This window comes from Sulfurimonas sp., assembly GCF_047622445.1.
In the GTDB taxonomy this organism is placed as follows: domain Bacteria; phylum Campylobacterota; class Campylobacteria; order Campylobacterales; family Sulfurimonadaceae; genus Sulfurimonas.
Genome location: NZ_JBLHOE010000007.1, coordinates 1 through 15,110, shown reverse-complemented (window position 1 = coordinate 15,110; position 15,110 = coordinate 1). Strand labels below are relative to the sequence as shown.

The window sequence follows — 15,110 nt, the reverse complement described above, 5'->3', positions numbered from 1 at the left end:
TCATTTAGTAGAAGTAATTTTTGTTAAGGTAAATAGTAAAAGTCCTATTAAATCCCAATAGTAAGGTTATGCATGGTGCTCGATACTGATTCGAACTAGTGACCACTTCCATGTCATAGTAAAACAAACCCCCTATTATAGGGGTTTTGGATGTTAAGCCACCCACTTTTAGTAGATAATAGACGATATAGGGTTACATTTTGGGTTACTTTTTTTCACTGAAAATACTTGTTTATACTAAAATATTTGATTAAATAGCTTTAATTGTTATTAATTAATAATTTATATGATACTATATTCTTAAAAGAGATTAATGAGAATACTTCATACTTCTGATTGGCACCTAGGTCAAAGTTTCATGGGAAAAAGTCGTGAAGTAGAACATCAGGCCTTTTTAACTTGGCTTCTTGAAACAATTGAAAATGAAAATATCAATGTGCTTATTGTTGCAGGAGATATCTTTGATACAGGTACACCTTCTAATTATGCTCTTGAACTTTATTATAACTTTTTAACAAAGTTAAGCCCAGTTTGTCAAAATATAATTATAACAGCAGGTAATCACGACTCTATTGCTACACTCAAAGCTCCAAAGCAACTTTTAAAAGCTTTGAATATTCACGTAATTGCATCTGGAGACGAAAATGAGAATGAGCTTGTAGGTATCTATCATAATGAAGAGCTAGAAGGGATTATCTGTGCTGTACCCTTCTTACATCCTTATGTAGTACGTCAGTCTATGAGTGGCGAAACTATGAATGAAAAAGAGACCTCATTATCTAATGGGATTAAAGAACATTATAACAATGTCTACAAAGAAGCTCTAGCTCTTTGTAAAGAAAATGATGTACCAATTATTGCGACTGGTCATCTTACAACTGTAGGAAGTAAAACAAGTGAATCTGAACGTGAAATATATATGGGTGGTACTTTAGATATAGATAGTGATTTTTTTGCAAAAGATTTTGACTATGTAGCTTTAGGTCATCTTCATACGAATCAAGTTGTAGGGAAAAATCATATTCGTTATAGTGGTTCACCAATCCCCCTTAGTTTCAGCGAGTCAAATTCAAAGAAAAAAGTAAATATTATAGAGTTTGATAAAAAAAAGCCAATAGTTAAAGAGCTAGATATACCTCTTTATAGACCTCTTTTAGTCGTTCGAGGGGATGTTGGAACTGTCATAAAAGCTTTTGAGGCAGTGAAAAATAAAGCCACATGGATAGAAGTACACTTGAGTGATGAAAATCCTGTTCATGCGAATCAAACAGTGAGAGAAAAAGCAGAAAAATTAGAACTTATACTTTTAGCGGTAAAGATAGATAGAATTGAGCAAGCTCTTTATGCAGGAGATTTTGATGTGCTCAGTTTAGATGAATTAAATCCACTTGAAGTGTTTGGTCGTCGCTTAGAACAAGAAAAGTTGGAAGATGAAACTTTTACAAAAGAGTTAATCAGTAATTTTAATACTATTGTAAATGAGGTTCAAAACTCATGAAAATACTATCCATAAAAGCACTTAATGTTAATTCTCTCAAAGGTACGACCGAGATAAACTTTGAAGAACTTACCAAAGATAATGCACTATTTTCAATTACGGGACCAACTGGTTCAGGAAAAAGTACCATACTGGATATTATATCTTGTGCCCTTTATGGTCGTACCGCAAGACTTAAAAATCCAAATGACTTAATGTCACGACATTGTGGCGAATCTTACTGTGAAGTTGAGTTTGAGATTAAGGGTAAAAGGTATCGCTCATCATGGACTCAAAAAAGAGCACGAAATAAACATGATGGAAAGTTTCAAACTGCAAAAATGGAGCTTAGCGATTTAGCTGATGCTAAACCCTTAGCTTTAAAATCACGTGACGTTCCAAAAAAGATAGAAGAATTGTCAGGTTTAGACTTTGGACGCTTTTCACAGTCTATGATGCTTGCTCAAGGTGGATTTGATGCCTTTTTAAAGGCAGATGAAAAAGAGCGTTCGGCATTACTTGAAAAGATAACGGGAACACAGATATATGCAGAAATTTCAATAGCTATATTTGATAAACATCGTGATTTACAACAAGATATGGATTCTGACTTGAAAATTTTAGAATCCATAGAACTTCTAGGTGAAGAACTGGTCCAAGAGAAAGAAAATAATCTTGAACATAATATTGCCCAAAAGAAAAAGACTGACGAAGAACTCAAAGAGCTCAACAGTGCATTGCATTGGGTTCAAAGACTTTCAGAACTCATTTTGGAAGTTAAAAAGTATGAACAAGAATTTATAGAAGCTACTAAAGTAAAAAAGGAACATAAAAATTCTTTTGCAAAGTTGTCTTTAGCAAATAGAGCATTAAACGTCTCTTCCACTTTTACATCTCATACGCAACTTCACCATAGTATTACAACAGATAGAACCACCTTAACTAAGCTTAGTAAAGAGATTGAGGCTTTAAACGAAGATATAAAGAAAGAAAATGAAGAGTACTCTCTTGTAAAAAAAGAGTTTGAAAATGAAAGTACAGCCTTTGAAATACAAAAGCAAAAGCTAAAACTTGCTCGTGAGATTCAAACACAAGAGAAACAAACTGAGCAAACTACTGTTAAAACACAAGTTTTACTAAAAAGTAAACAAGAAAATTTAATAGAAACTACTAAGTCACTAAACTCTCTTATTGAAAAATTTGAGTCTAGAAAAAAGCAAATAGAGACTAAAACATCTTATTTTCAAAATAATGCTAAAGATGAAAAATTAGCATCAACTATTGGAATTATTGAACAAAACATTGCACACTACAAGGAAGAAGAAAAAAGTCTTGTAGCAAATCAAAAAAAGCTCAAATTATTAGATACTGGACTTCTTGAAGAACAGACAAAATATAAGCTTATTAAAGAAGAAGTAAACAAGCTATCTGTAATTTTTACAGAAAAAGAACTTGCGTATCAAAAGCTTGATGAAAACAGTTCAAATGACTTAAAGACACAAGAGAGTATTCAAAAAAGTTTAGAAGATTCACAAGCATTACTTAGAGCATTAGATAGTTATACTTTAGTTGTTAAAAAAAGAGATGACGAACAAAAAGAAAAAGAAAAGAACGGGCTTGAAGAAAAATCTCTTCTTCAAACACACCAAGCATTGCAAGAACATATAGAGGGTATAAAGAAACATATTGAGACTCTTAGAGATAAAAAAGAGAAAGAACAACTGCTGAAAAAATATGAAGACGATAGAAATAATCTTCTTAATGGTGAAGCATGTTCTTTATGTGGTTCTACAGATCATCCTTATGCAAATGGCTTAAATGAAGTTCATATAGATGAAACCCAAGCAATGATAACTAGTCAGATTCAGGCATTACAAGAAAAAGAAAATGCATCAAAAGAGCTAGAGTCACGTTTAGTAAGTACACAAACAAAAATAGAAACATCAAAACTAGAGCTTCAAAAGTTAGAGCAAGAGATACAAACGCTACAAAATACATTTAAGCAATACTCATTTGAAGTGACAGATGAGAGTGAGCTAAATCTCAAAGAGAAAGAAGAAGCTCTTCATAAACAGCTTCATGAGCTAAAGCTTCGTCGCGCAAAAAAAGATGAACTACTTAAACAAAGAGATAAGGCTAGAGAAGTACTTCAAGTAGAAGAAAAATCATGTAGTGAGCTACATAGTACAATACAAAAGAATACTGTTGAAAAAGAGCATATAGCTTCAAATATCAAGTCTAAGCAATCAAATATTAAAGAATATATACAGAGTTTAAAAGCACACTTCAAAGAGTTTGACTTAGAACTGGATGTAGAAAAAATAGATACTCAGTATCTAGAACTTGTAAATAGAAAAGAGATATATTCTCAAACCCTAGAAGCTTTAAAAGTCTTAGAATTAGAGCAAAATAAATGTGAGCTTGATAAAAAAGAGAGTCAAACTCAAGTAGCTTCAACAACTACAGAAATTGAAACAGATACTAAGAATCTAAAAGAGCTCGAATCAAGCATGATAGAACTTACTGCTAAGCGTATAGAGATACTTAATGTAGCTGATTTAGATGCTCATGAAAAAGAAGTCACAAGCAAGTATGAAACTACGCAAAATAAAGAACAACTCTCAAAAGAGAAACTTAATGAACTCATAACAAAAAATGAAGAGCGTTCTACTTACAAGAAAACTCTAGATACAAAAATATTAGAGGATGAACATAAGCTCAAGCAACTGACTTCTAAACTAGAAGAGTTGTATAAAGAGAATGACTTTAAAAATGAGCAAGAGTTACAAAGCGCGTTAGTAAGCAATGAAGAAAGAGAAAAACTAGTCGCTCTTTGTAAAGCTGTAGAAGACAAGTATACGCAAACTCAAACCTTAAATACTCAAAGCACTCAAAAACTACTAGAGCATCAAAAAGAGCCTGTTAGCGATAGACAGAGTGCAGAGTTGAAAATCATGCAATCGCTACTAGAGCAAAAAACGAACGCTCTTCAAGAGAGCATAGGTAGTGATAAAAAAGAGTTAGAACTAAACAAAGAAAACAGTGACAAACATAAAGGAAGAATTGCATCACTTGAGGTAAAAAAAGAAGCTTTTAAAGTCTGGGTAAAACTCAATGAGCTTGTAGGCTCGGCAGATGGAACAAAGTTCAAAAAGTTTGCACAAGGCATAACATTAGATCAACTCATAAGCTTAGCAAATCAACACTTAAATAATTTAAGTTCTCGTTATACCTTGGCAAGAAGCCCAGACAAACTCTTAGAACTTGAGGTAATCGACGCTTATCAAGGAAATGTAGTTCGTCCTGTAAGCACGTTATCTGGTGGAGAAAGTTTCATAGTAAGCCTCGCACTCGCTCTTGGTCTCTCAGAACTTGCAAGCCAAAAAATAGCCATCGACTCACTCTTTCTAGACGAGGGTTTCGGAACGTTGGATGAAGAGAGTTTAGAAACTGCATTAAATGCTTTAAACCTTCTTCAAAGTGGTGGAAAAATGGTCGGTGTTATCTCACATGTGGAGGCTTTAAAAGAGCGGATACCTTTACAGATAAAGGTTGTTAAGAATGGGGATGGGACAAGTTTTGTTGAGGTTGGATAGATATTTTTAAAATGTCAGGTAAACATAAAATATAAATAAGGGAGAGTACAAATGAGTGACAGAAGTGCTGAAGCATCTATAAAAGGTTATAACTATCAATTTTTACATACAATAAAAGATATACTAGAAAGTGATTCTGATGATCAATGTACTGTTGAAGGAATCGAAGATTTTGATATAGAAAAAGACAGTGAAAAAGATTTAATCCAATATAAATATCATGAAGATCAATCATTTACCAATTCAAAAGTTGCTAAACCAATATCTTTAATGTTTAAATATTTCAAAGATAATCAACAAGAGGTAATTAATTATAAATTATTTATTTACCTAAATGATGAAAATTTACCTGATAAAACTGTTGAGAAAATTACTGAGATATTAAAGATAAAAGAATCTAGAAAAATTTTATCAGTGACAGAAACCGAAATCACGAAAGAAGAAGTTGACTCCTTAAGTAATTTAATTAACATATTTGTAGAAAATTTTTCATGGGAATTAACAAAAAAATATAATGAATTAGAGATTGAACTAGCTGAAACTTTTCAAACTAATTTTGGAGTTACAAATGAAGAGTCTAAAATTTTATATTTATCAAATGCTATTAAAATTATTAATGATTTAGCTATTAAACAAGATGGGGAAAGAGGAATAACAAAAAGACAATTTGTAGATAAACTAAAAACTTATGAGAAAATAGTATTTTCATCATTTATTTTTAGAACAAAAGGATTTAATAAATTAAAAACTCTTTATAAAAAACAAAAAGCTTCATTAAGTATAAAAAAAAATACTTCAAATTATATTGTTCAATGTAATAATAAAAAGAGAGAAGACTTAACGCAACTGATAATCGAATTATCCAAGAAATTTTGCTATCACAACAATAAGTCAGACTTCAAACCAATAACATTTATAATTAATTGTTCTTTGGCGGATTATACAGAACTCAAAAAAAGTATTTATTTGTATACTTTATCTATAGATGAAAATATAAAAATAAATGATGGATTTGAAGATTATGCATTTAATATAAATATTTTTAATGAAAAACTACTAAGTAGCAAAAACAATGCTGGTAATAAATTCAATAAACTTAGTTTTAATTTTAAACTTTTACATCAGGACGTATTTATAGCTAATTTTGATCAAATGAGTTATTCCAATATAGGATTGTTTATCCTTGATGAAAGTGAATCATCATTAAGTTATATAACAGAAAAACAGTTTTATTTGAATAATTTAACAAACACACAAATAACAGAAATCATAGGAGAATAGTATGGCAGAAGAAGAGCAAGATAAATCAAATCAGTTAAGGGTAGTAAGTTTTGAGCCACACTTAGTACAAATAGAAATAGTGGATTTTAAACAATGGAAAGAAGAGAATACTGATAGTGATATAAAAATTGGTTCATTCCTAAAAATAGAAGATGGGAATGAAAAAAACATTCTAGTTTTAGTTCAGAGCTTTAAAATGAAGCCTAAACATGAAGATAATGGTGAAGCTACCGAAGAAGACCAGTACCTAGGAACATTTATAATAAATACACAGCCTATAGGGCAACTAGAGAAACAACTAGATGAATCATTTAAATTTATTAAAGGAATTAAAAATATAAGTATACCCCCTAATGGTGTATCAATCGCAAGCGATGAAGAGATAAAAAACATCTTTTCTGTAGATGAAGAGGCTAGATTGGTTTTTTCTGAACACTTAGTTAATCCTGATATAAAAATAGAAATAGATGGCGATAAATTTTTTTCTAAGCATATCGCAGTTGTTGGTTCTACTGGCTCAGGAAAATCATGTACAGTTGCTAAAATTATTCAAGAAGCAAAAAAATTAAAAGAGAGTCAACAACTGAATAATACTCATATCATTATATTTGATATTCATGGAGAATATGAAAAAGCTTTTCCTGAAGCGAATGTATTATCAATTGAGCATAATAGTTTAAAACTACCTTACTGGTTAATGAATTCTGAAGAACTAGAAGATATGTTTATTGAAAGTAATGAAAATAATTCACATAATCAAGTGTCTCAATTTAAGCATACTGTTATTATGAATAAGAAAAAACACAATTCAAATGTACAAGTCACATACGACAGCCCTATTTATTTTAGTATAACAGAAGTGAAAAATTATATAACGAATAGAAATAACGAAGTTATTAACAAAATTGCTGGACAAGAGCAAAAACCTAAATTAAGTGATGGTGAACTGATTAATGATGAAAACAGATACTTTAATGAAATATTTACTTTTGCACCAACTTCAACTGCTGCAGCGACTAAAGCTAGTAGTGGTACATTTAATGGTGAATTTAATAGATTTATATCTAGACTTGAAACCAAGCTGAATGATGATAGATTAAATTTTTTACTATATCCCATGAAAACAGAAACCGAAGTTTATAAAACTGACGATTTAAAAATTCTAGTTGAACAACTTTTAGGATATGTAGATGGAAACAAAAATATTACAATTGTAGATTTGAGTTCTCTTCCATTTGAAGTTGTATCAATTGTTGTATCAATTGTCTCAAGAATAGTTTTTGACTTTGCCTACTATTCAACAAAAAATGCAAGTGGTGATAGTAAAAATGAAACACCTTTTATGTTAGTTTATGAAGAAGCTCATAAATATATCCCTAAAAATGCAGAAGCAAGGTATAAAAACACTCGCTTAGCAGTTGAAAGAATAGCAAAGGAAGGAAGAAAATATGGAGTCTCATCTATGATTGTAAGTCAAAGACCTTCTGAAATTTCTAGTACAGTATTTTCGCAATGTAATAATTTTGTTGTAATGAGATTAAATAACCCTGATGACCAGTCTTATGTAAAAAGATTATTGCCTGAGGCAGTTGTGAGCTACGGGGATGCTTTATCCTCTCTAGAAAAAAGAGAAGCTTTAATCGTAGGTGATTCTATAGCTACTCCTACAATTGGAAAAGTTCTTGATGCTAATCCAACTCCAAGATCAGAAGATATTGATTTTTATACTGAGTGGAAATATGATTGGAAGAATATGGCATTTGATGACATTATAAAATCGATAAATAAGGATATAGAATGAAATTCAACTTTAGTGGATTAAGCAATATTTACAATCAGTCAATTGAAGATAATGAAAGAACATTAGCCTTTCAAGTTAACAATGGAAATGGAAGGTTTGTTTTTATGATGTTTTTTGATGAAGATGATAATACCTCAAAAGATACATTATTTATTTTCCTAAGAAATATAAATTTTCTAGTCAAATTAAAAATGTATGGTAGTCATAAAAATGGAATATTTGATGTTTACTTTAATGAGTTTGTACAAAATAAATTTATTGAAGAATTACAACTAGAACACAATAATGGAAATTTTGCTTTTGAGGATTTTTTAGAGATAATAAACTCACAAATACCAAATATGTTTCAGAGAGCAGAAAGAATTCAAACTATAAGAGATATATGGAATGTACTAGATACTGATTTTAAACGTGATATCATTGAAGAAGAAGACAAAACAATATTAAAAGGTATTGTAAGACTTCCTGATGATAAAAATCCTCGAGAGAAAACTTTAAGAAAATTATATATTTATATAGACGCAGAATCATCAGATATTTCTGATTTAATAAATATGCTTAAAGATAGAAATATTACTTTATCGTGGACTAATAACCCTGATTTAGAAATATCGTTTGCTGATGCTTTAATGCAAGTGAATTAATGAACCTATCTAAATCCCTATACACAAAAGCCATCCAATGCCCAAAAGCCCTATGGCTAAAAAAGTACAATAAAGAAGTACCCACACCTCCAGATGCAACAGCATTGGCAAGGTTTGAAACTGGTAATGTCGTTGGGGAGTTAGCTTGTCAACTTTTTCTAAATGCAAAAGAAGTTATCTATAATTTTGATGACTAATAGTATGGTTGAAATTACAAAATATATGAGAGAGGACTATCTACCTCTATAATATTAGATACATAAAATTATTGACTATAAAACGATATTCGGTTATAATTTAATAAAAAGGAGAGTATTATGACAGATGTAGAAATTAGTAATATGCTCGATATTCCTTCCAATACAGTTTCAGATTGGTCAAAAACAAAAAGTAAAAGAAATACATTATATACTTTTCTATCAAAAATGAATTTAGATGAAGTAAAGACAATCGACTCTCGTAAAAACAAAATAGATAATGAACCAAAGTTCAACAAAAAAGCTAAAACAGTTAAGCTTGATAAGAGTTGGTTTTATACTGATTTACTCTGGTCTAGTGGAAATGAGCAGAGAATAGGTATAAATCGAATAATTAGTATTTACATGAGTAATCCCCAGCAGAGAAATACAGACTCTCTTATAAAGTTATTTGGTGCTGAGCGTATTGAAACAGTTATAAATAAAAATTTTGATTTTGACGATAGAACAAAAAATGTTAAAGCAACAGCATTAGAACAAGTTCATTATGGATTTACCCCTATAAAGATAGAAAATAGAAAAAAACTTGTCATTAATACAGATAAACTTTCAAAACAACTCACAGGAGCATCGCAAAAACGAATAGATTCGATTGTAAGTAAAGTAGGTAAAAGTATTATTTTAGAAGCTGCTAAGAAAGTTAGATTTCCAGAGTCATATATTATAGAAGATAAAATAGAATATGCGATTGGTAAAATTATATGACCCCACAAATAAAGAAAATACTACCAGATATACAAGGTCACTATGTATTTAAAGATTATGACTTTAGATTAATTGGATGATTAATCATGTAAAAGTCACATTTTTTGATGGTTCAGATAACAGAGGTGTGCGAGATATATTTGATAAGGATGAATACACTAAAATAGGTGATATTGAGATTTGCTCAGTAGACTCTATTTTTGCAATGAAATCTTTGATGTTTTATAATCGTGCAAAGTCAAGAGACTACTATGATTTATTTTATCTATACAAATATAATAGTACTAAGTATTCAATCGAAAAAACAGTAACATTGATTCAAAAATATGAGTTTTCATATCAAGATAAGCGCGGCTATGAACTCTTTATTGAAAAAATTAAAAATGCTAATTACAGTAAGATGTATGATGAACCACTAATGGGTTTAGTAGAAGAACCTGAAGAGTTTCCCATTTTACAAAAAAGAATGATAGAACTTTTAAATAGTTTAGTTGTATAAATCTATGAACTTATCTAAATCCCTATACACAAAAGCCATCCAATGCCCAAAAGCCCTATGGCTAAAAAAGTACAAAAAAGAAGTTCTTACACCTCCAGATGCAACGGCATTGGCAAGGTTTGAGACTGGGAATGTCGTTGGGGAGTTAGCTTGCAAACTTTTTCCAAACGGAAGAGAAGTTATTTATAATCCTGATGATTTTGAAGGTATGGTTGAGACTACACAAGAGTGGATGGAAGAGGGCATAGAATATATCTACGAAGCTACTTTTCTTTATGATGGTATCCTTGTTTTAGTAGATGTTTTAAAAATAACACCTAATGGATTAGAAATATATGAAGTGAAAAGTTCAAGTAGTGTTAAAGATATTTACTTGCATGATGTTTCTATACAGTTGTATGTGCTTAAACAGCTTGGGTATGGGGTAACTAGTAGTTATGTTGTGCATATCGACAATGCATATGTTAGAGATGATGAACTTGATATAAATAAACTTTTTAAGATTGTGGATGTTAGTGGTGAAGTTGATGCTTTGCAAGTTGATATTCCTAATAAACTTAAAGAGTATGAAACGTATTTAGCCGATAGAGAAAATGAACCAAATATTGACATAGGAAGTCATTGTAAGAAGCCTTATGAGTGTGATGCAAAGGAGTATTGTTGGAAAGTTCAGAGAAACATACCTGAGTACTCAGTTTTTAACATCTTTAATCTTGGAAGTAAAAAGCAGATAGAACTTTATGGACAAGGAATAGTCAATATAGAAGATATTCCTGAGAGTTATGCCATGACGGCTATACAAAAACAGAAGGTTCAAAACTGGAAAGATCAAGCAACTTTTATAGATGAAGATAAGATAAAAGATTTTCTTGACACACTTAACTATCCTATTTATCATCTTGATTTTGAGACATTCCAGCAGGCTATTCCTGAGTGGAAAGGTATTAGCCCATACCAACAGATACCTTTTCAGTATTCGCTTCATATAGAACACTCTGATGGAACTATAGAGCATAAGGAGTTGCTCGGTGAAGATGGAGTTGACCCTCGTTATGAATTGGCGAAGAGGCTTGTTGAAGATATTCCTACGGATGTTACAGTATTAGCTTATAGCATGAGTTTTGAAAAAGGTGTGAATGCCAAATTAGCTGATAGTTTTCCAGAGTTTAGTAATCATCTTCTCTCCATTAATGACAATGTAAAAGACTTGATGTTTCCATTTCAAAAGAAGTACTATGTTACACCACAAATGCAAGGTAGTTATTCTATTAAGTATGTATTACCATCATTAGTTCCAGAGATGGCAGAAGCATATAAAAGTTTAAATGGCATTCAAAATGGTAGTGATGCCATGAATGCTTTTCCTAAGCTTTCTAGCATGAGTGTAGATGAAAAAGAAAAAACTCGGACTGCATTACTTGAGTACTGTAAGCTTGACACATTGGCTATGGTTGAGGTTCTTAAAAAACTAAAAGAGGTAGTGGATGATTGATTATAGTAAAAAGTTTACATTAGACAGGGAGTTTTATCCTTCTAAATTTATAGATGCATCTATTGAAAGTGATAGAGGACGAATACTCTCAGCTCCTGCATTTAGAAGATTACAAAAGCGAACTCAAGTTTTTGCGTTAGAGCTTAATGCTTCTATACGTACGAGACTTACGCATTCATTGGAAGTAGGGCAGACTGCTAGATTTATTGCTAAAACAATATTTACAAAGTTGAAAAAGGAAGGGCTTGAAAAGTATAAACTAGATGAGTTAGAAAATGCTTTTGTCTCAACGGCTGAAATGACAAGTCTTCTTCATGATATAGGAAATCCTCCCTTTGGACATTTCGCAGAACAGACGATAAATAAGTGGATGAACAACAATGCACTACCGATACTAGAAGGCTTTGAATCATCTTCCACACAAATGAAAGAACTCAAAGGTATGCTTGCAAAAGATATCTGTAACTATGATGGTAATGCACAAGCTATACGAGTTATAACTAAACTACAGAGACTAAATTTGTCGTATACTCAAATACTCTCGGTACTTAAATATACTAGGGGTGCTTTCGAAGATAAAGTTAAAGGTGGTGAATTAGATTACTTGAGAAAAAAGCCGGGATTTTATTACAGTGAGAAAGATTTTATAGAGAAAATTCAAAAAACCTTAGATGTAAAACCAGGACATAGGTTTCCTATAACTTACATCATGGAAGCAGCTGATGATATATCATATCTAACTGCTGACTTGGAAGACTCAGTTGAGAAAGGAATTCTTAGCTTAGATGAAGTCTATATCATGATAAAAAAAGAGTGTGAAAAAGAGGGTGAAGATTATTTACTTGAACTCATAGATGACAAGTATGAAAAAGCAAAAAAGAATGAAGCACCGTACCAATTTAGTATGTTTTTTACTCTTTTTCGAGCGCAACTTGTTACCTCATTGGTTTACCATGTTGTAGATATCTATATAGATAATCATGAAGCTATATTTAATGGAGAGTTTAATTCTGCATTACTTGAGTATGATAAAAAAAGTAAGTACTATAAAGCTATTGAAATATTACAAAATATTTCAGTGAAATATATTTATCAAAACAAGGATGTGCAAGAGTTAGAGTTACAGGGTTATAGTATTGTAAATGGATTATTGAACATCTACAAACCACTTATAGAACTTAGTTCAGATGATTTTAGTGCATTGTTACAAGATGAAAGAATAGATTGTTTTTTATCAATGAGACTTATTAAAAGGGTGTCGGAGAAACAGATAGTAGCATATCAAAATGATGTAAAACTATTAGCTAAAGAAGAGACAGAACGATATGAAATACTTGAGTGGTATTATAGAGTACGCTTACTAACTGACTATATAAGTGGTATGACAGATGATTTTTCTTTAAAAGAATTTCAAATTTTATCGGCTATATAGATATGAAAAATAGTAGTTTAGCCTCCCTTCAAATCGAAATGATGCAAAAGCTTTTAGATTCAGGCAAAAAAGTTTTTTGAAGATCAAATTGCATTTGCAAAGAGTAAGGGAACTACTTTTTTATTTAGTTTCTCCAATGGAATACGCTTAAATGATATAGCGGATATCAGAGGTAGCGCTGATAGAAATGGTCCACGGTATGCTTTGATTAAAAAATCCAAAGTGCAGATGAGAGATTTAAGACAAACGAGACATACTTTTGCTGTTCAGGCTATAAAGTCTGGGATGTACACATTGCAAGAGGTTTCGGCAGTTTTGGGTCATAGTTCACTAAGTATGCTTTTTAGACATTATGGTAAGCACCTAGGAAAATCACATCTTAAAATAAATCGTTCTGTAGACATATTTGATGGTTTGGGTTACTTTTTAGGTTAGTCTGAAAAAAGTGTAGATGATGAAAAATAATTGAAAATTCTTAAAAGACCGTAGTGTAGGTAGATATGGATGGTGCTCGATACAAGATTTGAACTTGTGACCACTTCCATGTCATGGAAGCACTCTACCACTGAGTTAATCGAGCAAGAGTGTAATAATATCAAAAAAATCTTAAACTAATTTTTCTGCATTGTTTATTAAATAGTGTCTAGCTTTATATTTAATTTATGTTTATTAAGTGTATAATTTCGCTATTAAAAAAAATACTTGAGAGTAGATCATGAATTTAACTGAATTAGAAGAGTTAGGACTTAAAAATGTTGGTCAGGTTTTTCATAACCTAAGTTATGATGAATTGATCAAGCATGAGCTTGACAATGGTGAAGTACAGCAGACAAATAAAGGTGCTACCGCAGTAGATACTGGTATTTTTACAGGACGTTCTCCTAAAGATAAGTACTTTGTAGATCGTGATCCGTCCAATAAATACATTGCTTGGGGTGATGTGAACAAAAAAGTTACTGCTGAAGTTTTTGAAGAACTTCTTATTGTTGCGCAAGACCAGTTGTCTAGTAAAGATTTATATGTAACAGATGTTTTTTGTGGCTCATCAGTAGCTTCTAAAAGATCTGTTAGATTTGTTTCTGAAATTGCTTGGCAGTCTCACTTTGTAAAAAATATGTTTATCCGTCCAACAGAACCAGAACTTGAAGTGTTTAAAACTGATTTTGTTGTTTTAAATGCATGTAAAGCAGTAAATGACAAATGGAAAGAGCATGGTCTAAATTCAGAAGTATTCGTACTTTTTGATGTTGAAAAGAATATGGCAATTATTGGTGGTACTTGGTATGGTGGTGAAATGAAAAAAGGAATTTTTTCAATGATGAACTACTGGTTACCACTTGAAGGTAAGCTTGCTATGCATTGTTCAGCTAATGTTGGAGAAAAAGGCGATACAGCACTTTTCTTTGGACTTAGTGGAACCGGTAAAACTACACTTTCTACTGATCCTCACCGTGCTTTAATCGGTGATGATGAACATGGTTGGGATAATTACGGTGTGTTTAACTTTGAGGGTGGATGTTACGCAAAAGTGATTGACCTTGATGGAAAGAGCGAACCAGAAATTTATAATGCTATTAGAACAGATGCTCTTTTAGAAAATGTTGTAATGTATGGTGAGGGTGAAGTAGATTACGAAGATAGTTCTAAAACGGAAAATACTCGTGTTTCTTACCCGATAGAGCATATTGAAAATCATAAACATGATTTAATGGCAGGGCACCCTGAAAACATCATTTTTTTAACGGCTGATGCTTTTGGTGTTTTACCCCCAGTGTCTAAACTTTCAAAAGAACAAGCTATGTACTACTTTTTAAGTGGTTACACTGCTAAAGTTGCTGGAACTGAGCGTGGAATTACTGAGCCGGTTGCAACTTTTTCTGCTTGTTTTGGTGAAGCTTTCTTACCACTTCACCCAACTGTTTATGC

At 31.5% G+C, this 15,110-nt stretch carries 12 protein-coding genes and 1 tRNA gene; 12 read left to right on the top strand and 1 reads right to left on the bottom strand.

Features of this window, described 5'->3' with window-relative positions; genetic code table 11:
* Positions 1 to 313 precede the first annotated feature (313 nt).
* The 11 genes from ACI9TV_RS02760 to ACI9TV_RS02710 all read left to right on the top strand — a co-directional run bounded on the left by ACI9TV_RS02760 (position 314) and on the right by ACI9TV_RS02710 (position 13,619).
* Positions 314 to 1,498 carry an exonuclease SbcCD subunit D C-terminal domain-containing protein gene (locus ACI9TV_RS02760; protein WP_415249229.1) on the top strand — a complete coding sequence of 395 codons (1,185 nt, stop codon included), beginning with the start codon at positions 314 to 316 and terminating at the stop codon, positions 1,496 to 1,498.
* A complete protein-coding gene (locus tag ACI9TV_RS02755) occupies positions 1,495 to 5,073 on the top strand; it encodes an SbcC/MukB-like Walker B domain-containing protein (RefSeq protein WP_415249228.1) in 3,579 nt (1,192 codons plus the stop codon). The genes ACI9TV_RS02760 and ACI9TV_RS02755 overlap by 4 nt, the downstream gene beginning before the upstream one ends.
* 51 nt (positions 5,074 to 5,124) lie before the next feature.
* Positions 5,125 to 6,354: a hypothetical protein gene (locus ACI9TV_RS02750; RefSeq protein ID WP_415249227.1), complete on the top strand. Its 1,230-nt coding sequence runs from the start codon at positions 5,125 to 5,127 to the stop codon at positions 6,352 to 6,354.
* 1 nt (position 6,355) lies between these two features.
* Positions 6,356 to 8,155: an ATP-binding protein gene (locus ACI9TV_RS02745; protein WP_415249226.1), complete on the top strand. Its 1,800-nt coding sequence runs from the start codon at positions 6,356 to 6,358 to the stop codon at positions 8,153 to 8,155.
* Positions 8,152 to 8,799: a hypothetical protein gene (locus ACI9TV_RS02740; protein WP_415249225.1), complete on the top strand. Its 648-nt coding sequence runs from the start codon at positions 8,152 to 8,154 to the stop codon at positions 8,797 to 8,799. The genes ACI9TV_RS02745 and ACI9TV_RS02740 overlap by 4 nt, the downstream gene beginning before the upstream one ends.
* Positions 8,799 to 8,996 carry a hypothetical protein gene (locus ACI9TV_RS02735; RefSeq protein WP_415249224.1) on the top strand — a complete coding sequence of 66 codons (198 nt, stop codon included), beginning with the start codon at positions 8,799 to 8,801 and terminating at the stop codon, positions 8,994 to 8,996. Before ACI9TV_RS02740 ends, ACI9TV_RS02735 begins: the two co-directional genes overlap by 1 nt.
* Before the next feature lie 120 nt (positions 8,997 to 9,116).
* Positions 9,117 to 9,761: a hypothetical protein gene (locus ACI9TV_RS02730; RefSeq protein ID WP_415249223.1), complete on the top strand. Its 645-nt coding sequence runs from the start codon at positions 9,117 to 9,119 to the stop codon at positions 9,759 to 9,761.
* Positions 9,762 to 9,837: 76 nt separating this feature from the next.
* Positions 9,838 to 10,260 (top strand): nucleotidyl transferase AbiEii/AbiGii toxin family protein, encoded by a 423-nt coding sequence (locus ACI9TV_RS02725; protein ID WP_415249222.1) that lies wholly within the window; start codon positions 9,838 to 9,840, stop codon positions 10,258 to 10,260.
* A 4-nt stretch (positions 10,261 to 10,264) separates the two neighbouring features.
* On the top strand, positions 10,265 to 11,752 hold the full coding sequence (locus tag ACI9TV_RS02720; protein WP_415249221.1) for a DUF2779 domain-containing protein: 1,488 nt from the start codon (positions 10,265 to 10,267) through the stop codon (positions 11,750 to 11,752).
* Positions 11,745 to 13,184 carry a dGTPase gene (gene dgt, locus ACI9TV_RS02715; RefSeq protein WP_415249220.1) on the top strand — a complete coding sequence of 480 codons (1,440 nt, stop codon included), beginning with the start codon at positions 11,745 to 11,747 and terminating at the stop codon, positions 13,182 to 13,184. Before ACI9TV_RS02720 ends, dgt begins: the two co-directional genes overlap by 8 nt.
* Before the next feature lie 204 nt (positions 13,185 to 13,388).
* The gene (locus ACI9TV_RS02710; protein WP_415249219.1) at positions 13,389 to 13,619 is read left to right on the top strand and encodes a hypothetical protein; all 231 of its coding nucleotides are present in this window, start codon (positions 13,389 to 13,391) and stop codon (positions 13,617 to 13,619) included.
* Between the two features lie 70 nt (positions 13,620 to 13,689).
* Here the strand turns inward: ACI9TV_RS02710 and ACI9TV_RS02705 are convergent.
* Positions 13,690 to 13,764: transfer RNA gene (locus ACI9TV_RS02705), tRNA-Val, on the bottom strand.
* 135 nt (positions 13,765 to 13,899) lie between these two features.
* Here ACI9TV_RS02705 and pckA point away from each other — a divergent pair.
* A partial coding sequence (gene pckA / locus ACI9TV_RS02700; protein ID WP_415249218.1) for a phosphoenolpyruvate carboxykinase (ATP) occupies positions 13,900 to 15,110 on the top strand: 1,211 nt, incomplete at its 3' end.

Excerpts from the sequence above, each read along its gene's own strand:
- ACI9TV_RS02730 (WP_415249223.1), top strand. The coding sequence starts at position 9,117 with ATGACAGATGTAGAAATTAGTAATATGCTCGATATTCCTTCCAATACA.
- ACI9TV_RS02725 (WP_415249222.1), top strand. The coding sequence starts at position 9,838 with ATGATTAATCATGTAAAAGTCACATTTTTTGATGGTTCAGATAACAGA.
- ACI9TV_RS02720 (WP_415249221.1), top strand. The coding sequence starts at position 10,265 with ATGAACTTATCTAAATCCCTATACACAAAAGCCATCCAATGCCCAAAA.
- dgt (WP_415249220.1), top strand. The coding sequence starts at position 11,745 with ATGATTGATTATAGTAAAAAGTTTACATTAGACAGGGAGTTTTATCCT.
- ACI9TV_RS02760 (WP_415249229.1), top strand. The coding sequence starts at position 314 with ATGAGAATACTTCATACTTCTGATTGGCACCTAGGTCAAAGTTTCATG.
- ACI9TV_RS02750 (WP_415249227.1), top strand. The coding sequence starts at position 5,125 with ATGAGTGACAGAAGTGCTGAAGCATCTATAAAAGGTTATAACTATCAA.
- ACI9TV_RS02740 (WP_415249225.1), top strand. The coding sequence starts at position 8,152 with ATGAAATTCAACTTTAGTGGATTAAGCAATATTTACAATCAGTCAATT.
- ACI9TV_RS02745 (WP_415249226.1), top strand. The coding sequence starts at position 6,356 with ATGGCAGAAGAAGAGCAAGATAAATCAAATCAGTTAAGGGTAGTAAGT.
- ACI9TV_RS02755 (WP_415249228.1), top strand. The coding sequence starts at position 1,495 with ATGAAAATACTATCCATAAAAGCACTTAATGTTAATTCTCTCAAAGGT.
- ACI9TV_RS02735 (WP_415249224.1), top strand. The coding sequence starts at position 8,799 with ATGAACCTATCTAAATCCCTATACACAAAAGCCATCCAATGCCCAAAA.